Genomic DNA, 19,042 nt, shown 5'->3' on the forward strand with positions numbered 1-19,042 from the left:
GGTCCCAAGGTGCTGGGACAGTTGCGCCGACTCGGCGTCGTGCGGTGGGACAGATGCGCCGACTCGGTGGAGGGTCTGGCGGCTCAGATCAGGGCGCTCAGTGGGGTCGGCGTACGACCACCGATCTTCTCGACGACGTCGGTGACGGTGGCGAGCTTGCCGAGGCGGGTGGCGGTGCCGAACGAGGTGAACAGCGGGGCGATGAAGTCCGGGACCCCGGCGGAGACGAGACCGGCGGTGTAGGCCTCGTCGTCGACCTGGACGACCTCGACCGGGTTGCCGGACTGCTTGGTGGCGAGCTCGGCCAGGTCGGCCGCGGTGTAGGCCTGCGGGCCGGTCACGTCGTACGCCTTGCCCTCGTGCCCCTCGCTCGTCAGCACGCCGACGGCGACCGCGGCGCAGTCCGCGCGGGCGACGTAGGCCGCGCCGCCGTCGCCGGCGTTGGTGACGAGCTGTCCGCTCGCGGCGGCCTGGGCGACGGAGTCGACCTGCATGTCGGCGTAGAGGTTGTTGCGCAGCATGGTCCAGGCCAGGCCGCTCTCGCGCAGCGCCTCCTCGGTGGCGGCGTGGTCGGCGACGACGCCGGCGGGATTGTCCGGGGTCGGCTCGGGCACCGAGGTGTAGGCGATGTGGCGTACGCCCGCCTTGGCGGCGGCGTCGATGGCGTTGCGGTGGCCCTCGACGCGGGCGCCGACGACGTCGGTCGAGATCAGCAGGACGCGCTCGACGCCGGCGAAGGCGTCGACCAGCTCCTCGGGCTTGTCGAAGTCGGCGGCACGTACGTCGGCACCGCGTGCCGCGTAGTCGGCGAGCTTGGCGGGGTCACGGGTGAGGAGCACGACCTCGGCGGGGTCGACGGTGTCGAGGAGCTGGTCGGCGACGAGACGGCCGAGCTGGCCGGAGGCGCCGGTGATGGCGATGGTCATGGAGGAGTCCTATCTGTAGTCACGGTGATGACGGTTCTTCAAATGTAGTCATAACGATGGCAATAAGGCAAGATGGGGGTATGGCCAGCCCGACGAACACCCGTTTCGCGGTGGCGGTCCATGTCCTGACCTACCTCGCCTCGTGCGCGGCCGCCGGGCGCACGACTCCGGTCAGCTCCGACGAGCTGGCCGGGAGCACTGCCGTCAACCCGGTCCATGTGCGCAAGGTGCTCGGGCCGCTCCGTGCGGCCGGCCTGGTCCGCTCCCGCCCCGGCGCCCACGGGGGATGGGAGCTCGCCGCCGATCCCGGTGTCGCCAACCTCGCCCAGGTGTGGCAGGTGCTGCAGGGCGATGATCCCGTCCTCGGCATCCATGGCCCGAACCCCGCGTGTCCGGTCGGCGCGAGCATCCAAGGGGTGCTGACCGACCTCGATCGCCGGGTGGCCAAGGCCGTCCTGGTCGAGCTCGAGGGCATCACGCTCAACGACATCCTCGACGACTCCGGCTTCGACCCGGCGGACTTCGCCGCGCTCCTGCCGTGAGTCAGCGATAGCCTCTCGGACTGTGGAGCTATACGGGGCCGCTGACCGCGAGCGGATCGTCGCCGAGCCGCCCAAGCGGGTGGCTGCGCCGGAGCGTACGCAGTTCGAGCGCGACCGCGCCCGCGTGGTGCACGCCGCCTCGACCCGGCGGCTGGCGGCGAAGACGCAGGTCGTGGGGCCGCAGGCCGACGACTTCGTACGCAACCGGCTGACCCACTCGCTCGAGGTCGCCCAGGTCGCGCGGGACCTGTCGCGTGCCCTCAACGGGCCGGGCTCGCCGCAGCCCGACATCGCCGAGACGGCGGCCCTGGCGCACGACCTCGGCCACCCGCCGTTCGGCCACAACGGCGAGAACGTGCTCGCTGAGAAGGCCAAGGACATCGGTGGGTTCGAGGGCAATGCGCAGACGCTGCGGATCCTGACCCGCCTGGAAGCGAAGACCTTTGCCGCGGACGGGCGCTCGGTGGGGCTCAACCTCACCCGGGCGACGCTGGATGCGTGCACCAAGTACCCGTGGGGATTCGGTGAGCGGAAGGGCGCGAAGTTCGGCGTCTACGAGGACGACCTGCCGGTCTTCACCTGGCTGCGCGCAGCAGATGCCGGGCAGCGGCAGTGCGTCGAGGCGCAGATCATGGACCTCTCCGACGATGTCGCCTACTCCGTCCACGACGTCGAGGACGGCATCGTCGCCGGGAAGATCGACCTTGCTCGGCTCGACCTCGACGGCGTCGCCGAGACGGTCGCCGACTGGTACGTCCCCGGCTTCGACCGTGCCCTCGCGGTCTCGACGATCGCCGACCTCCGCGCGGCCGGGTGCTGGATCGCGGAGGGTGCCGCGTACGACGGCTCGCGACGGTCTCAGGCGATGCTGAAGAACCTGACCTCCGACGTCATCGGCCGGTTCTGCGGGGCCGTGAAGGAGGCGACGTACGCCGCCGGTGGCGGCCCCTACGCCCGTTACGGCGCCGACCTGGTGGTGCCGCAGCGGACCCGCCTGGAGATCGCGCTGCTGAAGGGGATCGCGGCGCACTACGTGATGCGCACCGACGAACGAGCCGCGAAGATGGACCGTCAGCGGGGTGTTCTCGATGAGCTGGTCGAGCACCTCGTCGCCACTGCGCCCACTGGCCTCGACCGGCAGTTCGCCGACGACTGGCGCGAAGCGGCGGACGACGCCGCCCGGCTCCGCGTCGTGATCGACCAGGTCGCCTCGCTCACCGACATCACCGCGCTCGCCTGGCACGAAAGGCTCTGCCGGCGAGCGTGAGCGCCATTGCGGTCACGTCATTTAAGCGGTACCTTAAATGACGTGAACGATGTCTGGTACGCCGTCTCCGACTCCACCCGCCGCCAGGTCCTGGCGCGGGTGGCCGCCGGACCGTGCTCGGTGGGGGAGATCGCCGACGCGCTGCCGGTGAGCATGGCCGCGGTGTCCCAGCACCTCAAGATCCTGCGCGAGGCCGGCCTGGTGTCGATGACGCCGGCCGGCCGGCGCCGGATCTATCACGCCCGGCTCGAGGGCCTGGCCGAGCTGCGCGCCGAGCTGGACACGTACTGGACCCAGGCGTTGCAGTCGTTCAAGCAGGTGGCTGAGGCCGGCTACCGGGCAGAGCGAGGAGTAAGCGAGCACAGCGAGCAGAAGGAGCAGCAATGAGCATCACCCGAGAACCCACGTCCGTGGACCTGGAGATCACTGTCGACGTACCCGTCGAGCACGCCTTCAAGGTCTTCACCGAGGACTTCGACCGGATCAAGCCGCGTGATCACAACATGCTGCCTGTCGAGATCGCCGAGACGGTGCTCGAGCCGCAGGTCGGCGGCCGCGTCTACGACCGCGGCGTCGACGGCAGCACCTGTCAGTGGGCCCGCGTCCTCGTCGTCGACCCGCCGCACCGGCTGGTCATCTCCTGGGACATCACCCCCGACTTCCACCTCGAGCCCGACCCGGCCCGGTGCAGCGAGGTCGAGTTCAGCTTCACCTCCGTGGGGCCTGAGCAGACCCGCGTACGTCTCGAGCACCGGCACCTCGACCGGCACGGTGCCGGGTGGCAGGGCTGGCGGGACCGGGCCGCGGGCGACAGCGCCTGGGGGATCTACCTGGAGCGCTTCCGGGCCCTCGCGGAGGCCTGATGAAGGTCGACCGGACCGCGCTCGCGACCGCCGAGCGGCGCGACCTCGCCGACTTCCTCGAGACCCTGACGCCGGAGCAGTGGGACCGCCCCTCGCTGTGCAGCGGATGGACGGTGCGCGACGTCGTCGCGCACCTGATCAGCTACGAGGAGGTCGGGCTGGTCGGCTTCCTCGGCCGGTTCGCGCGCCAGGGGTTCAGCTTCGGCACCATGAACCAGCGCCGGCTGGAGGAGTTCGGGGCCCGGACCTCCGGCGAGCTGATCGCCTATGTGCGTGAGCACGCGAAGCCGTCGGGGCCGACGGCGGTGGCGGATGCCCGGATCGGGCTCACCGACGGCCTCATCCACCACCAGGACATCCGTCGTGCGCTCGGGAAGCCGCGCCGGGTGCCGGCCGAGCGTCTCGTTCCTGTCCTCGGCTTCGCGATGATCGCCCCGCCCTTGCCGGCGAAGCGGAACGGTCAGGGGCTTCGGCTCGTGGCCAGCGATCTCGACTGGTCCCACGGAAGCGGTGCGGAGGTCACCGGTCCGGGCGAGGCGCTGCTGATGGCGGTCTGCGGACGCGCCGATGCGCTCCCGGAGCTCGCCGGTCCGGGGCTCGCGACCCTGGCGAGCCGGGTGCAGGGCTAGACGACCACCCAGAGCGCCGAGGCGATCACGAAGACCGAGAGGCCGAGGGTGGTCTCCAGGAGCGTCCAGGTCTTGAGGGTGGTGATCACGTCCATCCCGAAGAATCGGCTCACCAGCCAGAATCCGGAGTCGTTGACGTGTGACAGGACGGTCGCGCCGGCGGCGATGGCGAAGACGAGCAGGGCGATGTCGAAGCTGCCGAGTCCGGCCGCGGCGACCTGGGCGGAAATGAGACCGGCGGTGGTGGTCAGCGCGACCGTCGCGGAGCCCTGGGCGACCCGCAGCAGGGTCGCGATCAGGAACGCCTGCACGATGAGCGACATGCCGAGGTCCGAGAGCGAGGTCGACAGCGCCTCCCCGATGCCGCTGGTGCGCAGCACGCCGCCGAACATTCCGCCGGCGCCCGTGATCAGGATGATCGCGCAGATCGGCCCGAGCGCCTGGTCGAGGATCTCGCTCGCCCGGCCGATGGGGAACCGGCCGGGGGCGAGCACGAAGATGGCGACGAGCACGGTGATCAGCAGCGCGACCGGAGTCTGGCCGATGAGGACCAGTGCGCTGGCCCAGGTGGCGTCGTCGCTGACCGTCCCGGCGGCGCGGAGCGTGCTGACGACCGTGTTGAGGCCGATCAGGACGAGGGGCAGCGCCAGGAGGAGCACGACGGTGGCGAACGGTGGGGGAGCGGTCTCACTCTCCGACGCGTCGTCGGTGCCGCCGTTCGTGAAGACGTTGGTCGGCTCCGGGTTGAACCGGGCGCCGAGCCGGGTGCCGACGAGGTAGGCGCCGGGGAACCAGGCCAGGACGGCGACCGGGACGCCGATCAGCAGGATGAGGCCGATGTCGCCGCCGAGCTCTGTGGCGGCGGCGACCGGGCCGGGGTGGGGTGGCACGACCGCGTGCATCGCCGCGAAGCTGCCGGCGGTGGGCAGGGCGTAGACGAGGATCGAGCCGCCGAAGCGCCGAGCGACCGCGAAGATGATCGGCAGGAAGACGACCAGCCCGGCATCGAAGAAGATCGGGAAGCCGAAGATCAGGGCGGCGACGCCGAGCGCGAGGGGCGCCCGCTTCGCGCCGAAGACCCCGATGAGCGTGTCGGCGAGGACCTGAGCCCCGCCGGTCACCTCCAGCAGTCGTCCCAGCATCACGCCGAACGCCACCAGCAGCGCCACCGAGCCGAGCGTCGCGCTGAAGCCGGTCAGCATCGCGGTCGGCACGTCGGCGACCGGGATGCCGGCAACCACCGCGGTCACCGCGCTGACCAGCACGAGGGCGATGAAGGCGTGCAGCTTGACCTTGGCGATCAGGACGAGGAGTACGGCCACCGCGACTGCGGCGATCAGGAGCATCACCCACGTGGGGTGTGCCGGTGCCAGCGGATCCATGGCGGTCACCCTAGCGACGCGGTGTGATCGAGGTCACCCCTACGGGGGTATGAGAGTCTCCCGGTGTGAGCGATCCTCTGGTCTGGCTGCCCTTCGACCCCACCGAGCTGGGCGAGGTGCCCCGCGGCCTCCGCTTCGAGCTCTTCGACCACACCCGATTCGCGGGCTCCCGCGTCGAGGTGCCGGACTCGGTCGGTGAGGTGGCCTTCTATCTGCCGCCCTACATGCTCGGGTCGCGGATCTTCGACGTGGTCAGCCAGATGAGATCGCTCCAGGTGGTGCAGCTGCTCACCGCCGGGGTCGACGCTGCCCGCGGCCACATCCCCGAGGGCGTGACCCTGTGCAACGGACGGGGCATCCACGACACCTCGACCGCGGAGCTCGCAGTCACGCTGATCCTCTCGTCGCTACGGGGCATTCCTGGTCACGTACGTCATCAGGACGAGCACGCCTGGCGGCCGGGCTGGTTCCCGTCGCTGGCAGACAAGAGGGTCCTGATCGTGGGCTACGGGGCGATCGGCCGGGCCGTCGAGGCGCGGCTGCTCCCGTTCGAGACCGAGGTGGTCAGGGTCGCGCGCACCGCCCGGGACGGTGTCCACGGCTTCGACGAGCTCGACGCGCTCGTGCCCGAGGCCGACGTGATCGTGCTGGTCACGCCGCTGACGGATGAGACCCGCGGCCTGGTCGACCGCGAGTTCCTGGGCCGGATGAAGGACGGCGCGCTGCTGGTGAACGTCGCCCGCGGTGGCGTGGTCGCGACCGACGACCTGGTCGCCGAGCTCGCCACCGAGCGGATCCACGCAGCCATCGACGTCGCCGAGACCGAGCCGCTCCCGGCCGAGAGCCCGCTGTGGAGCTCGCCCAACCTGCTCATCACCCCGCACGTCGGTGGCGCCTCGAGCGCGATGTGGCCGCGCGCCTACCGGGTCGTCCGCGAGCAGCTCGAGCGGTTCGCTGCCGGGGAGCCGTTGGCGAACGTGATGTCGGGGGACTACTGAGATAGTCCAGGGAGTTTCCGTCGGTTACTCACCGGTAGAGCGACGGAAACTCCCTGGACTATCCCGCCGGATAGGGTCGACAGCATGCTTCGCATGGCAGTCGTCCAGGAGACAGCGGTTCCAGGTGACGTGACCGCCAACGTCGCGACAGCCGCGGACCGGGTCCGCGAGGCGGCCGCGAAGGGCGCTCGCCTGATCGCGCTGCCGGAGACGTTCACCACCTCGTGGGACCTCGATGTCTTCGACGGTCCGCTGCCCACGCTCGACGACGCCGGCTGGCTCGCTCCGGCGCAGGCCGCGGTGGAGGAGACCGGCGCGGTGCTGGTGCTCAACTCGCCTCTCGCTCGATCCGGAGACGGCCGCAGGGCGATCACCACCCTGGTCATCGCGCCGGGGGAGGAGCCGGTCGCGGCGTACGACAAGCAGCACCTCTACCCACCCGAGCGTGAGCGCTTCGAGCCCGGCGATCACGGTACGACGATCGAGATCGACGGCGTCCGGGTCGCGCTGTCGGTCTGCTACGACGCCAACTTCCCCGAGCACGCCGCCGCGGCCGCCGCCGACGGCGCGATCCTCTATCTCAACACCGGCGCCTACTTCCCCGGTGGCGGTCACCGACGCGACCTGCACTATGCCGCCCGGGCGTTGGACAACTCGATGTACGTCGCCTTCGCCGGCCTCGTCGGGGGACCGCTCGGCCTCATCGGCGGCTCGGCCGTCTACGACCCGCTCGGCCGGCCGATCGAGCGCCTCGACGACAGCACTCCGGGCATGGTCGTCGCCACGATCGACCCGGCGGAGGTGGCGCGGGTCCGCGACGAGCAGCGGATGTGGGCCGACCACCGGGCCGACCTCGGCCGGCGGCGCACCCTCTCCATCGCCGCCCCGTAGGATTCACCTCGTGGCGGGCCGCATCAAGGAGACGAGCATCCAGGAGGTGCGCGAGAAGGCGCGCTTGGACGACATCGTCTCCCAGTACGTCACGCTGCGCCGCGCGGGACCGGGGACCTACAAGGGCCTGTGCCCGTTTCACGACGAGAAGTCGCCGTCGTTCAACGTCAACCCGAGCCGCGGGTTCTACAAGTGCTTCGGCTGCGGCGAGGGCGGCGACGTCATCGACTTCGTGATGAAGCTCGACGGGTTGAGCTTCTTCGAGGCTGTCGAGCGGCTCGGCGACAAGGTCGGCGTGCAGGTCCAGCGCGAGGAGGGCGACGAGGCGCCGGTGCGTCGGGGTCCCGGCCGCGGCAAGCTGGTCGAGGCCCACAAGGTGGCCGCCGAGTTCTACGTCGAGCAGCTGCTGACCCCGGATGCGGTGGTCGCGCGGCAGTTCCTCGCCGAGAAGGGGTTCGACCGCGATGCCGCGTCGCACTTCGGTGTCGGCTTCTCGCCCCGCGGGGGAGAGGACCTCTACCGCCACCTACGTGCGCGCGGGTTCTCGGACGAGGAGGTCGTGACCGCCGGGCTGGTGGCGCAGGGGCGGTCCCACTACGACCGGTTCCGTGGCCGGCTGATGTGGCCGATCCGGGAGTCGGGCGGCGACGTCATCGGCTTCGGTGCGCGCAGGCTCTTCGACGACGACCGGATCGAGGCGAAATACCTCAACACCTCCGAGACGCCGATCTACAAGAAGTCCCACGTCCTCTACGGCATCGACCTGGCCCGCAAGGAGATGGCCCGCACCCGCGAGGCGGTGATCGTGGAGGGCTACACCGACGTGATGGCCTGCCACCTCGCCGGGATCACGACCGCGGTCGCCACCTGCGGCACCGCGTTCGGCGACGACCACGCCAAGGTGCTGCGCCGTTTCATCTCCGACGACCAGCAGCTGCGCGGCGCGGTCGTGTTCACCTTCGACGGAGACGCCGCCGGCCAGGCCGCGGCGCTGAAGGCGTTCAAGGGTGACGGCAACTTCACCTCGCAGACCTACGTAGCCGTCGAGCCCGACGGCCTCGACCCCAACGACCTGCGGATCAAGAAGGGCGACGAGGCGGTCCGCGAGCTCCTCGCCAACAGGGTCCCGCTCTACGAGTTCGTCCTCCGCAACGTCGCGGCCAAGTACGACCTCGACCGCGCCGACGGCCGCGTCGACGCCCTTCGCGAGGCGGCCCCGCTGGTCGCCTCCGTGCGCGACGAGTCCAAGAAGATGGGCTTCACCCGCGACCTGGCCCGCTTCCTCGGTGTGGACCCGGACGAGGCCGCCAGAGAGGTACGCCGCGCCGCCGGTCGCCCGGCGCCCCAGGCCGCTCCACCCCGGCGCGAGGTCGCCGCCGCCCCCATCGAGGCACCTGCGGCGCCGCGCCGCCCGCCCATGCCGCACCCGCGCGAGCCCCGCTTCACGGTCGAGCGGGAGACCCTCAAGCTCTTCGTGCAGCACCCGGTCGCCCTGGGCCGCACCACCAGCGAGATCACCCCCGAGGCCTTCACCCACCCGCTCTACCGGGCCCTGTGGGAGATCATCGCCGGCCTCGGGGGACCGGGCGCCGGCACCGGCGACGCCGGCTGGGCCCAGAAGCTCAGCGCCGCCGCCTCGGACCCGCTCGTCAGCAGGATCCTCGCCGAGCTCGCCGTGGAGCCGATCCCGTCCGCGAAGGAGCCCGACTCGGCGTACGTCCTGCAATATGTCGTACGCCTCCTCGAGCTCCTCGACCAGCGCCGCATCGCCGACGTGAAGAGCCGTCTGCAGCGCTCCGACGCGGCCGCCGACCCCGAGTCCTACAACCGTCTTTTCGCCCAGCTCGCCGCCCTCGAGCAGCACCGTCGAGGCCTGCGCAACCTGGTCGCCGAATGAGGGCCTCCCGATTTCCGATCGCCGCTTCCGGGTTGCTAAGGTTTCACCCGCGCCGCAAGGTGCGATTCCCCTGTAGCTCAATTGGCAGAGCATTCGGCTGTTAACCGGAGGGTTGTTGGTTCGAGTCCAACCGGGGGAGCAAGGAAACTCCGTCTGACCTGGTCTAACAGGGCAGGCGGAGTTCTTCGTTCCATCAGGTGGGCCGAGTCTCGGCGCTGGTCGCGACGAGCACCTCGAGGTCGGTGTCGGCCTGGAGCGCGTCGAGGGCAGGGCGGTTGTGATCGCTGTCGGTGACGAGAGTGTCGATCCGGCCGATCTCGGCGACGCGGCCGAGATGGACGCGACCGATCTTGCTGCTGTCCGCGGTGACGACGACGCGGGAGGCGGCCGCGATCATCGCTCGCTTCAGCTCCGCCTCGGGCAGGTTGATGTTGGTGATGCCGGCCTCGACGTCGACGCCGTTGCAGCCGATGAAGGCGAGGTCGGCGCGGATGCGGCTCAGGACGGTGTCGGCGAGCGGCGGGACCAGGGAGTGCTGGAGCGGGCGGAGTGTGCCGCCGGTGACGATGACCTGCAGGCGGGGCAGGGCCGGCTCCAGGGAGAGGGCGATCGAGAGCCCGTTCGTGATCACGGTGATGTCGACCAGGTCGGTCCGGCGGACCAGCTCGGCGGCGATGGCGGCGGTGGTGGTGCCGACGTCGAGGAGGACGCTCATGCCGGAGGTGAGCTGGTCGACGGCGAGGCGGGCGATGGCCCTCTTCTGCGGGGCCGCGTCGACCTGGACCTCCTCGAAGGGGCGCTCGCGCAGGCCTTCGGCCGGCATCGCGCCGCCGCGGATGCGCCGGACGACGCCGCCGTGCTCGAGGGCCTCCAGGTCCGTACGCACCGTGACGGTGGAGACGCCGAACGTCTCGCTGAGGTCGACGACCCGCATGAAGCTGCGCTCCTCGACGAGCTCGCGGATCCGGGCGCGGCGCTCCTCGGTCGGCAGATGCTCCACGGGCTCGGGCATGCGGACATGCTGCTCACCCACCCCCAGATTTGTCAATGCGAAAGAGTTGATTTCGATAACGAAAGAGATCTAGCCTTCGAGCTGTGACGGGGATTCCCAAACAGGTCCACACGCTGGCCGACGGGCGCGAGCTCATCTACTTCGACGATCCCGGCTCGACCCTGCCGGCCGAACGTGCATCCGACGGGCGCGAGCTGCCCCCGCGGCCCTCGACCGCGCAGATGCGCCAGGACGTGCTGACCGGCGAATGGGTCACCGTGGCGGCCGCGCGGCAGACCAGGGTGATGCTGCCGCCGGCCCATCTGGACCCGTTGTCGCCGCAGACGCCGGACAACCCCTCCGAGATCCCGTCGGCGTACGACGTCGCGGTCTTCGAGAACCGGTCGCCCTCGTTCGGCCCGGAGCCGGGGGAGGGGCCAGCGGATCTTTCCGGCCTCGCGCTCGGTCGCAGCGCCCCGGCTGTCGGGCGCTGCGAGGTGGTCTGCTTCAGCCCCGAGCACGAGGGGTCGTTCGGCTCGCTGTCGCGCGAGCGCGCGCGGACGGTGATCGAGGCCTGGGCGGACCGCACCGCCGAGCTCTCGGCCATCCCGGGAGTCGCGCAGGTCTTCCCGTTCGAGAACCGCGGCGAGGCCATCGGGGTCACCCTTCGGCACCCGCACGGCCAGATCTACGCCTACCCCTACATCACCCCGAGGACGCAGCGCCTGCTCGCCGCGATCGAGGAGTACGGACCGAGCCTGCAGGCCGACCTCCTCGCCTTCGAGCAGGCCGGCGAGCGGGTCGTCCTGGCCGGCGAGCACTGGACCGCCTTCGTCCCGTACGCCGCCCGCTGGCCGGTCGAGGTCCACCTGATGCCGCACGCCCCGGTGCCGGACTTCGCGGCGACCACCGACGCCCAGCGCGAGGAGCTGAGCACGCTCTACCTGCGGCTCCTGCGGGGCGTCGATGCGCTCTACGAGGATCCGACCCCCTACATCGCCGCCTGGCACCAGGCCCCGGTGCGCTCCCACCGCGACAGCGTCCGGCTCACCCTCCAGCTCACCAGCCCGCGTCGCGGGGCCGACAAGCTGAAGTACCTGGCCGGGAGCGAGGCGGCGATGGGGGCCTGGGTGGCCGACATCCCGCCGGAGCAGCAGGCAGTGCGACTGCGCGAGGCGATCGCCCGCGCGGACGCGGACAACCCGGTCTGAGCGACCGTCCGCATGTCCTCGACCGGGCCGGGTACCGCGAGCAGATGACTGAGATGAATCAGGATGATGCCCGCGTACAGGCGCTTCAGGGTGTGGTCGAACGAGTCACCGCGTGGCAGGAGACCGCGCCGGAGGGGACCATTCGCGACGAGCTCGGCAAGGCGCTGCACGAGGCCGGGGTGACCCTCACCGAGGAGCAGCAGGAGCTCGTCACGGAGCGGATCTCCCGTCAGGAAGAGGTCGACGTCGACCTCCTCGCCGCCGACAGCGGCGAGGGTGGGCCCGCCTGAGGCAGGCAACCTGACCGTCATCGCCGGACCGGATCGATGCGCGCCATCACCGGGGTGGCGAGGACTCCGTGGATCAGCACGGAGGCGACGATGGTGAAGGCGACCGTCGACCACAGCCAGTCCTGGGCCAGTGCCTCGTGCTCCCCGGCGGCGTAGGCGAGGTAGTAGACGGAGCCGACGCCGCGTACCCCGAAGAATGCCGTCGCCCACCGCTGACCCCGGGTGAGCGCCGCCGTGCCCTTGGTGCGCCCCGCCCACGGCGTGAGAGCCAGCATCCCCGCGGCCGGACGCAGCACCAGGATCAGCGCCAGCCCGATGGCGATCCCGCGCCAGTCGAGGGCTTCGAGCAGACCCCGGGTGAGCGCGATGCCGAGGACGAGCAGCACGAAGAGCGTCAGCAGGCGCTCGAGTCGTTCGGCGACCTCGTGCATGGCCGCGTGGTAGTCGTGCGAGCGCTCGGCGGAGCGGAAGGACATGGCGCAGACGAAGACCGAGAGGAAGCCGTAGCCGCCGAGCACCTCGCCGACGCCGTACGACGCGACCAGCGCTGCGAGCGCGAGGAGCGACTCGCCCCGCTCCGCCACGCGCAGGGCCCGGTTGCTGGACCGGAACGCGACGTAGGCGAGCGTCCTCCCCACGAGCATCCCGGCGACGACGCCGATCACGACCTTGGCGACCAGGTAGAAGCCGACCCATTCCAGAGCCCAGTGCGACACCGCGCCTTCGGTGGCGAGCAGGATCGCCATGTACACGAACGGGAACGCCAGGCCGTCGTTCAGGCCGGCCTCCGAGGTGAGCGTGAAGCGGAGCTCGTCGCTCTCGTCGACCTCGTGGTCGCCGGTCTGCGGGCCGGCGACCTGGACGTCGGAGGCGAGGACCGGGTCGGTGGGCGCCAGCGCCGCGCCCAGGAGCAGAGCGACCGCAGGCGCCAGGCCGGCGGCCCAGCCGAGGAGCGCGACCGCGGCGATCGTGACCGGCATCCCGATCACCAGCAGCCGCCAGGTCGCCGACCACCGGCGCCAGCTCCTGGGGTTGCGGAGCTCGAGGGGCCGGTCGAGCGCCAGGCCGACGCCCATCAGCGCCACGATGATCACCAGCTCGGTGGCGTGCTCGATCGCGACCCGGTTGGCCCGTGGGTCCAGGGGCAGGCCGTCGGGGAGCGGGGTGAGCCCGATCAGCATGCCGATGCCGACCAGCACCATCGGCGCCGAGATCGCCCAGCGCCTGAGGAGGTCGGGAAGCACGATGGCGAGCAACAGGCTCGCACCGATCACCACGTAGGCGAGGTCGGCGGTCATAGCTGCATCGCCCCTGTTCGTCGCGTCGTCGGTCGAGTCCGGCCTCTGCCTGCTCCACCAGGTTATGCAGGAGATGACCGACCCGCGAGCATCGTCGGGCCGGTCGGTGGATACCGGTCGAGCCATGAGTGGAGAACAGCTTCAGCCAGAGGACACCCTCGACGACCGCGGCGTGGACGACGTCCTGGACGAGGGCTACTCCCCGCCCGAGCGCCCCCGGGGTGTCAACGCCAAGGGGGTCACCCCCCGGGAGGAGAGCGAGGGCGAGACCATCGACGAACGCCGCGCTCAGGAGGAGCCCGAGGTCTGGGAGGAAGCCGAGGCCGAGGCCGACGCCGACATCCTGGACGGACCGGTGACCGGGGAGGTGGGCGAGGCCCGTTCCGGCCGGCTCACCAGCCCGGACCAGGGCGTACGCGAGGACGACGAGGGCAAGCTCATCGGACATGACGAAGGTATCGACGGTGCTGGTGCGTCGGCCGAGGAGGCGGCCGTGCACATCGTCGACGAGCCCCCTGACTGAGGCTGATCCCGGGCCTTCAGGGGTACCGGTGAGGGGCCCGATCCCGATCAGCACAGAGGAGATCTGCCGTGTCCGAGGATGTGACCGACCTGATCATGCAGGACCACCGCGAGGTGGAGACCCTGTTCGAGAAGCTCGAACGAGAACCAGAGGTACGTGCCGGACTGACGCCGGTTCTGGTGACACTCCTGGCCGCACACAGCCGGGCCGAGGAGGCCGAGGTCTACCCCGTCGCCCGGGACGAGGCCGGTGAGGCGGACGACGTCGCGCACAGCCAGGAGGAGCACCTCCTGGCCGACCGCCTCCTCGCCGAGCTCAGTGAGTGCGACCCCTTCTCCACGGCGTACGAGAACAAGCTGGCCGAGGTGGTCGACGCCATCTCCCACCATGTCGAGGAAGAGGAGTCGACCGTGCTGCCGGGCATGCGCAGCCGTCTCGACGACGCCCGCCGTGCCGAGCTGGGCAAGGCCTTCCTGAAGAGCCGGCAGGAGCATCTCGGCGACATGCCCCAGGACATCACCCGGGACGAGCTGCGTCGCCAGGCCGCCAACGCGGACATCCCGGTCGGCGACAAGGACAAGCAGGCCCTCCAGCGCGAGCTGGATCAGCACGCCGACAGCTGACCGGCATGGTGGTGCCCCGTGCGAGCGGTTGGTGGACGATCAGCGGGGCGCCACCATCAGCGGCTGCGTGACCACGGCGAACCTGCCGTGCTCGTCGGACATGTCGCCCTGCGCCAGCCCGATTCCGTCCGGGCCGATGGTGCTGCGGGCGTCGAGCAGCATCCACTCGCTCACCGGGGGACGCTCGACGGTGACGGTCACGGTCGGCGGGATGAAGTACCACGAGCTCATCGGCAGAGAGCCGGACAAGCCGTTGGTGGAGTCGGCCAGGATGAGGAGACGTTGCACCGGCGAGGTGGGCTCGCCGGCGACCAGCGGGACCCGCAGGCGCGCCCAGACCGTCGCCGGGCCGGGCTCGTAACCCCCGCTGACGAACCGCCAGTCGAGGGCGCGGCCGTAGCCCCAGTCCGGGCTGACCCCCTCGAAGAAGCGCTCGGACGAGGCCGGCGGGATGTCGGGAACCTTCTCCTCCTGGTCCCAGTGTTCCCGGGTCGAACCCGGCGTGGCCCGGATCAGCCAGGCGCTGGCCTTGACCGCGAGCCGGTCGCCGGCCCAGAGCGAGGCCTCGACGAGCTCGACGCGGCGACCCGGGCGGACCACCTGCGCCTCGACGCGCATGATCCCCTGAGGGATGCCGCCGAGCATGTCGGCCGTGAACCGGGCGATGGCGAGAGCCGGGTCGGAGCGTACCGCCTCGACCGCCCGGGCCAACAGGGCGGCGGGAGGGCCGCCATGCTGCAGCGAGTGGTCCCAGGGGCTGGCCGTCGCCGGGGTCGACTCGAACGTTCCGTCTTCGCCGGTCGGCACGTAGAAGGCGTCGAGCTCGAGGGTCATCAGCGTCTCCTGTCCGAGGGCGCGGGCGCCGCTCCGTACGAGTAGGTTTTCTCAACCTAGTCAGGTTGGTTTGGTTTTCCAACTCGATTAGGATCCAAGCATGAAGACGGACGTACGTGAGTGCTCGGTGGCGCGGACGCTCGAGCTCGTCGGTTCCAAGTGGACCCTGCTCGTCGTCCGCGAGCTGTTTCTCGGGAGTCGCCGGTTCGAGGAGATCGTCCGGTTCACGGGAGGTCCGCGCGACATCCTCACCGACCGCCTACGCAGGCTCGAGGCGCACGGGCTGGTGACCCGGGTGCAGTACGAGCAGCGGCCGCCGAGGTTCGAGTACCACCTGACCGACCTCGGGCGCTCGCTCGCGCCGATCATCGCCGCGATGCGCGAGTTCGGTGACCGTCACCTCGCCGGCGAGGACGGCCCGCCGCTCAGGTTCGTGCACTCCTGCGGCTCGGAGTTCCACCCGGTGCTGGCCTGCAAGGCCTGCGGGGAGGTCGTACGCAGCGGCGAGGTCGAGATCGCGGACGCCGCGAGCTGATCGGGCCGCCCGGTGCGGCCTGGGGTCGGCCTGGGGTGAGCCTGGGGTCAGCCGACCGGCGGCCCGGCGATGAGCGCGACCACGGTCAGCGCGGCGACGCTCGCGACGCCGGTGGCCAGACCGCGCACGGGGTTGTGGAGGAGCCACGCCAGCGGCCGCTCGAGCGGCCGGACGGGGGCCTCATCGAGCAGTCGCCAGGTCGGGGCGAGCAGGCCACGGCGCTCCGCGTAGCGCTCGAACCAGAGGGTGAGGAACGGCGGGATCGAGGACGCCAGGCCGGCGACGAGCCGGCCGATCGACCAGCGCTGGTCGATCGCGACCACGGTCGTGGTCACGCAGTAGCTGATGAAGACGATCCCGTGCAGCATCCCGAAGATGCTGACTCCCAGGTCGGTCGTCTCGGTGACGTACTTCAGGAACATGCCGCTGAGCAGCCCCGCCCAGGTCACCGCCTCGGCAGTGGCGACGATCCGGTAGATGCGGGACGGCGAGCGAAGAAGAGCGGACACGCGCCAAAGTTTATTCGCACCGGTGTACTGGTATGAATCGAGCGGCCACGGGTACCGATCACGCCATGACGACCGACACGTTGCACTACACGATCCCGGGCATGGACGAGAGCGCTGCTCGGACGACCATCGACCTGCTCCAGTCCCGCCTGCACGCCGCGAACGACCTCCAGCTCACCCTCAAACATGTGCACTGGAACGTCGTGGGGCCGCACTTCATCGCGGTCCACGAGATGATCGACCCCCAGGTCGACGCGGTACGGGCGATGGCCGATGCGCTCGCCGAGCGCATCGCGACCCTGGGCGGTGCCCCGCGAGGCACCCCGGGCGCGCTGGTCGAGGAGCGTCAGTGGAACGACTACAGCATCGGCCGGGCCACGACCCAGGAGCACCTCGCCGCGCTCGACGTCACCTATCGGGGCGTGATCGAGTCCTACCGCGATGCGATCAAGGCCCTCGAGGAGCTCGACCTGGTGACCCAGGACATCCTGATCGGTCAGACCGAGCAGCTCGAGCTCTTCCACTGGTTCGTACGTGCCCACCTGGAGGACCAGGGCGGCCAGCTGCAGACCAGCGGTGAGTCCACGGAGGCAGGCGCGGCCCGCGCCGCGCACGGCTGAGGGGGACCGGATGCGGTGGTGGTCGACGACGCTGGCACTGCTTCTCCCGATGATCCTCACCGGGTGCGCCTCCGGGCAGGAGGACGCCGTACGTGACAGCGCGGCCGCCTTCCACGACTCGGTCACCGCGAAGGACTGGGCGGGAGCGTGCGCGCTTCTCGCCCCGCAGACGCGGACCGAGCTGGAGGCGGCCGCCAAGAGGCCCTGCGCCGAGGCGCTGCCCGAGGAGCAGCTGCCCGGGCCGGGCGCCCTCGACCGGGTGGACGTCTACGGCGCGATGGCCGAGGTCCGCTACCAGGGCGACACGCTCTTCCTGACCCGCTTCGCCGACCGCTGGCTGCTGCACGCGGCCGGCTGCACGCCGCAGCAGCCGAAGCCCTACGACTGCGCCCTGCACGGAGGCTGAGATGCGCATCATGTACGTCGCCTACCTGGCGGTCATCGGCATCGGACTGCTCTACACGTTCGTGCTCGCGCTGAGGCACGGGTGAGGAGGAGCGATGCGCCGGTTCCTCAAGGAGAACTCGCTCAGCCTCGCCTTCGGTGCCCTCTTCCTGGGCAGCCTCGCCGGGCAGGCCATCGCCGGCTGGCACCAGCTCAACGACGAGCTGTTCGCCGACGGTCTCGACCGGATCACGCTGGGTGGCTACCTCACCTCGGCGAGTTTCGCGGTGGACGTGACCGAGAACTGGCAGAGCGAGTATCTCCAGTTCCTGCTCTACGTCATGCTGACCGTCTGGCTCGTGCAACGAGGCTCCCCGGAGTCCAAGCCGCTCGAGGACGCCGGCCAGGAGTCCGACGAGAGGCAGAAGGTCGGTGCGTACGCCCGTGAGGACTCGCCCAGGCTCGCCCGGGTCGGAGGCCTGCGGACCGCGTTCTACTCCAGGTCGCTCGGCATCACCATGGGCGTGATCTTTCTGCTGTCCTGGCTGGTCCAGTCGGTGGCCGGGTGGGCCTCGTACAACGAGGTCAGGCTGCAGCAGCTGCGCGACCCGATCGCCTGGGGCTCCTATCTGCTGCACTCCGACTTCTGGGCCCGCACCCTCCAGAACTGGCAGTCGGAGTTCCTCGCGGTCGGCTCGATGGCCGTGCTCTCGATCTACCTCAGGCAGCGGGGTTCACCCGAGAGCAAGCCGGTGGGGTCCTCCCACGAGACCACCGGCGTCGAGGGCTGAGCAGTCGGTCAGGCCTCGTCCGGCGCCAGCAGCCGGAGCACCGCCCGCTCCGCCGCGGCCTGTCGTGTCCTCGGGTCCGTGCTCGCGCCGCTGCGTAGGTGGATCGTGCGCCCCTGCTCGTGGAGCTCGAGCACCCGCGGGTCGACGTAGGAGCCGCGGGCGATCGCCGGGGTGTTGCCGAGATACTCCGCGACCTCCTTGACCGCGGCGACCTGCTGCTTGCGCCGGGACCTGGCGGTCGGGGTCACCCGCTTCGCCGCCTCCGGGTCGTCGGCCAGGGCGAGCGCCGCGAGGACGGTGGCGTGCCAGGTCCGGAAGTCCTTCGCCGACACCTCCAGCCCGCTCACCTCGCGCATGTAGTCGTTGACCACGGCCGGCGTCAGCCGCTGCCACCTCCGGCCCTGCTTGTAGGCGAGGATCTCCTCGAAGCCGGCCCGCCGTCGACGCAGCTGTGCGATCGCCTCGACGGACGGCGGGTCGTCGATGCTGATCGTGTGCTGGACGCCGGATTTCCCGGTGAAGTCGAACACGTAGGCCTCGCCCCGCTTTCGGACGTGGCGCCGCTCCAGCGTCGTCAGGCCGAAGCCGCCGTTGTCGTCGGCGTAGGCGTCGCTGCCGATCCGGAAGCACCCGAGGTCCAGGAGGCGCAGCGCGAGCGCCGACGCCCGGTCGACGCTCATGCCGGTCGTGGCGAGGTCGCGCTCCGTCCGCTCGCGTACGCGGGGAAGGACCCTGCCGAGCTCCAGCACCCGGTCGAACTTCTCCTGGTCGCGCTTCGCCCGCCAGTCCGGGTGGTAGAGGTACTGGCGACGGCCGGCCGCGTCCGTGCCCACCGCCTGGAGATGCCCGTTGTCGCGAGGACAGATCCACACGTCCTCCCAGGCCGGCGGGATCGCGAGCCCGCGGACGCGCGCCACGGCGTCGTCAGGCAGGCGGTCACCGGCGTCGTCGAGGTAGACGAAGCCGCGGCCCGCGCGGCGGCGGGTCCAGCCCGGCTCCTCCGCCGAGACCCGGCGAAGTCGAACCACCAGGGCCCCT

23 protein-coding genes and 1 tRNA gene are annotated in these 19,042 nt (G+C 70.7%); 17 read left to right on the forward strand and 7 right to left on the reverse strand.

What is annotated here, in order from left to right; genetic code table 11:
• Nucleotides 1–83 precede the first annotated feature (83 nt).
• On the reverse strand, nucleotides 84–926 hold the full coding sequence (locus ACFVDI_RS12665; RefSeq protein WP_378905201.1) for an SDR family oxidoreductase: 843 nt from the start codon (nucleotides 924–926) through the stop codon (nucleotides 84–86).
• An 80-nt stretch (nucleotides 927–1,006) separates the two neighbouring features.
• Between ACFVDI_RS12665 and ACFVDI_RS12670 the strand changes: the two genes are divergently transcribed.
• The 5 genes from ACFVDI_RS12670 to ACFVDI_RS12690 are packed head-to-tail and all read left to right on the forward strand — an operon-like array spanning nucleotide 1,007 to nucleotide 4,227.
• The gene (locus tag ACFVDI_RS12670) at nucleotides 1,007–1,468 is read left to right on the forward strand and encodes an Rrf2 family transcriptional regulator (protein WP_378905204.1); all 462 of its coding nucleotides are present in this window, start codon (nucleotides 1,007–1,009) and stop codon (nucleotides 1,466–1,468) included.
• A 22-nt stretch (nucleotides 1,469–1,490) separates the two neighbouring features.
• The gene (locus tag ACFVDI_RS12675) at nucleotides 1,491–2,735 is read left to right on the forward strand and encodes a deoxyguanosinetriphosphate triphosphohydrolase (RefSeq protein ID WP_378905207.1); all 1,245 of its coding nucleotides are present in this window, start codon (nucleotides 1,491–1,493) and stop codon (nucleotides 2,733–2,735) included.
• A 42-nt stretch (nucleotides 2,736–2,777) separates the two neighbouring features.
• Entirely contained in the window at nucleotides 2,778–3,122 is a 345-nt protein-coding gene (locus tag ACFVDI_RS12680) for an ArsR/SmtB family transcription factor (protein ID WP_378905210.1), read from the forward strand.
• Nucleotides 3,119–3,598, forward strand: a complete 480-nt coding sequence (locus ACFVDI_RS12685) for an SRPBCC family protein (RefSeq protein ID WP_378905213.1) — start codon at nucleotides 3,119–3,121, stop codon at nucleotides 3,596–3,598. Before ACFVDI_RS12680 ends, ACFVDI_RS12685 begins: the two co-directional genes overlap by 4 nt.
• Nucleotides 3,598–4,227 (forward strand): maleylpyruvate isomerase family mycothiol-dependent enzyme, encoded by a 630-nt coding sequence (locus ACFVDI_RS12690; RefSeq protein WP_378905216.1) that lies wholly within the window; start codon nucleotides 3,598–3,600, stop codon nucleotides 4,225–4,227. The genes ACFVDI_RS12685 and ACFVDI_RS12690 overlap by 1 nt, the downstream gene beginning before the upstream one ends.
• Here ACFVDI_RS12690 and ACFVDI_RS12695 read toward each other — a convergent pair.
• Entirely contained in the window at nucleotides 4,224–5,609 is a 1,386-nt protein-coding gene (locus tag ACFVDI_RS12695) for a GntP family permease (protein WP_378905219.1), read from the reverse strand. The two genes, ACFVDI_RS12690 and ACFVDI_RS12695, sit on opposite strands and share 4 nt — an antisense overlap.
• A gap of 65 nt (nucleotides 5,610–5,674) precedes the next feature.
• Between ACFVDI_RS12695 and ACFVDI_RS12700 the strand changes: the two genes are divergently transcribed.
• The 4 genes from ACFVDI_RS12700 to ACFVDI_RS12715 all read left to right on the forward strand — a co-directional run bounded on the left by ACFVDI_RS12700 (nucleotide 5,675) and on the right by ACFVDI_RS12715 (nucleotide 9,534).
• The gene (locus ACFVDI_RS12700) at nucleotides 5,675–6,607 is read left to right on the forward strand and encodes a 2-hydroxyacid dehydrogenase (RefSeq protein ID WP_378905222.1); all 933 of its coding nucleotides are present in this window, start codon (nucleotides 5,675–5,677) and stop codon (nucleotides 6,605–6,607) included.
• 84 nt (nucleotides 6,608–6,691) lie between these two features.
• A complete protein-coding gene (locus tag ACFVDI_RS12705; protein WP_378905225.1) occupies nucleotides 6,692–7,498 on the forward strand; it encodes a carbon-nitrogen hydrolase family protein in 807 nt (268 codons plus the stop codon).
• A gap of 10 nt (nucleotides 7,499–7,508) precedes the next feature.
• Nucleotides 7,509–9,395 carry a DNA primase gene (gene dnaG, locus ACFVDI_RS12710; RefSeq protein WP_378905228.1) on the forward strand — a complete coding sequence of 629 codons (1,887 nt, stop codon included), beginning with the start codon at nucleotides 7,509–7,511 and terminating at the stop codon, nucleotides 9,393–9,395.
• 66 nt (nucleotides 9,396–9,461) lie between these two features.
• Nucleotides 9,462–9,534: transfer RNA gene (locus ACFVDI_RS12715), tRNA-Asn, on the forward strand.
• A gap of 54 nt (nucleotides 9,535–9,588) precedes the next feature.
• On the opposite strand, the gene ACFVDI_RS12720 is transcribed toward ACFVDI_RS12715, so the two are convergent.
• Nucleotides 9,589–10,407 carry a DeoR/GlpR family DNA-binding transcription regulator gene (locus ACFVDI_RS12720; protein ID WP_378905231.1) on the reverse strand — a complete coding sequence of 273 codons (819 nt, stop codon included), beginning with the start codon at nucleotides 10,405–10,407 and terminating at the stop codon, nucleotides 9,589–9,591.
• Between the two features lie 83 nt (nucleotides 10,408–10,490).
• On the opposite strand from ACFVDI_RS12720, the gene galT reads away from it, so the two are divergent.
• Both galT and ACFVDI_RS12730 read left to right on the forward strand, forming a co-directional pair.
• Nucleotides 10,491–11,597: a galactose-1-phosphate uridylyltransferase gene (galT, locus tag ACFVDI_RS12725; protein ID WP_378905234.1), complete on the forward strand. Its 1,107-nt coding sequence runs from the start codon at nucleotides 10,491–10,493 to the stop codon at nucleotides 11,595–11,597.
• Nucleotides 11,598–11,650: 53 nt separating this feature from the next.
• Nucleotides 11,651–11,887: a hypothetical protein gene (locus ACFVDI_RS12730; RefSeq protein WP_378905237.1), complete on the forward strand. Its 237-nt coding sequence runs from the start codon at nucleotides 11,651–11,653 to the stop codon at nucleotides 11,885–11,887.
• A 17-nt stretch (nucleotides 11,888–11,904) separates the two neighbouring features.
• Here ACFVDI_RS12730 and ACFVDI_RS12735 read toward each other — a convergent pair whose 3' ends face one another.
• A complete protein-coding gene (locus tag ACFVDI_RS12735) occupies nucleotides 11,905–13,185 on the reverse strand; it encodes a cation:proton antiporter (protein WP_378905240.1) in 1,281 nt (426 codons plus the stop codon).
• A gap of 124 nt (nucleotides 13,186–13,309) precedes the next feature.
• Here ACFVDI_RS12735 and ACFVDI_RS12740 point away from each other — a divergent pair, with 124 nt between their 5' ends.
• Together ACFVDI_RS12740 and ACFVDI_RS12745 are read left to right on the forward strand one after the other, a co-directional pair.
• Nucleotides 13,310–13,708: a DUF5709 domain-containing protein gene (locus ACFVDI_RS12740; protein WP_328529574.1), complete on the forward strand. Its 399-nt coding sequence runs from the start codon at nucleotides 13,310–13,312 to the stop codon at nucleotides 13,706–13,708.
• 68 nt (nucleotides 13,709–13,776) lie between these two features.
• The gene (locus tag ACFVDI_RS12745) at nucleotides 13,777–14,331 is read left to right on the forward strand and encodes a hemerythrin domain-containing protein (protein ID WP_378905244.1); all 555 of its coding nucleotides are present in this window, start codon (nucleotides 13,777–13,779) and stop codon (nucleotides 14,329–14,331) included.
• Between the two features lie 39 nt (nucleotides 14,332–14,370).
• Here ACFVDI_RS12745 and ACFVDI_RS12750 read toward each other — a convergent pair whose 3' ends face one another.
• Nucleotides 14,371–15,165, reverse strand: coding sequence for a thioesterase family protein (locus ACFVDI_RS12750; protein ID WP_378905247.1), 795 nt, complete (start codon nucleotides 15,163–15,165; stop codon nucleotides 14,371–14,373).
• A 100-nt stretch (nucleotides 15,166–15,265) separates the two neighbouring features.
• On the opposite strand from ACFVDI_RS12750, the gene ACFVDI_RS12755 reads away from it, so the two are divergent.
• On the forward strand, nucleotides 15,266–15,700 hold the full coding sequence (locus tag ACFVDI_RS12755) for a winged helix-turn-helix transcriptional regulator (RefSeq protein ID WP_378905250.1): 435 nt from the start codon (nucleotides 15,266–15,268) through the stop codon (nucleotides 15,698–15,700).
• A gap of 47 nt (nucleotides 15,701–15,747) precedes the next feature.
• Here the strand turns inward: ACFVDI_RS12755 and ACFVDI_RS12760 are convergent, their stop codons facing one another.
• Nucleotides 15,748–16,209, reverse strand: coding sequence for a DUF3817 domain-containing protein (locus tag ACFVDI_RS12760; protein ID WP_378905253.1), 462 nt, complete (start codon nucleotides 16,207–16,209; stop codon nucleotides 15,748–15,750).
• Nucleotides 16,210–16,274: 65 nt separating this feature from the next.
• Between ACFVDI_RS12760 and ACFVDI_RS12765 the strand changes: the two genes are divergently transcribed.
• The 3 genes from ACFVDI_RS12765 to ACFVDI_RS12775 all read left to right on the forward strand — a co-directional run bounded on the left by ACFVDI_RS12765 (nucleotide 16,275) and on the right by ACFVDI_RS12775 (nucleotide 18,004).
• A complete protein-coding gene (locus ACFVDI_RS12765) occupies nucleotides 16,275–16,829 on the forward strand; it encodes a Dps family protein (protein ID WP_378905256.1) in 555 nt (184 codons plus the stop codon).
• Between the two features lie 10 nt (nucleotides 16,830–16,839).
• The gene (locus ACFVDI_RS12770; protein ID WP_378905259.1) at nucleotides 16,840–17,235 is read left to right on the forward strand and encodes a hypothetical protein; all 396 of its coding nucleotides are present in this window, start codon (nucleotides 16,840–16,842) and stop codon (nucleotides 17,233–17,235) included.
• A 94-nt stretch (nucleotides 17,236–17,329) separates the two neighbouring features.
• Nucleotides 17,330–18,004: a DUF6766 family protein gene (locus ACFVDI_RS12775; RefSeq protein WP_378905262.1), complete on the forward strand. Its 675-nt coding sequence runs from the start codon at nucleotides 17,330–17,332 to the stop codon at nucleotides 18,002–18,004.
• 8 nt (nucleotides 18,005–18,012) lie between these two features.
• Here the strand turns inward: ACFVDI_RS12775 and ACFVDI_RS12780 are convergent, their stop codons facing one another.
• Nucleotides 18,013–19,032 (reverse strand): DNA topoisomerase IB, encoded by a 1,020-nt coding sequence (locus ACFVDI_RS12780; protein ID WP_378905264.1) that lies wholly within the window; start codon nucleotides 19,030–19,032, stop codon nucleotides 18,013–18,015.
• Between the last annotated feature and the right edge of the window lie 10 nt (nucleotides 19,033–19,042).

Source organism: Nocardioides sp. NPDC057767 (assembly GCF_042798275.1).
Taxonomy (GTDB): domain Bacteria; phylum Actinomycetota; class Actinomycetes; order Propionibacteriales; family Nocardioidaceae; genus Nocardioides.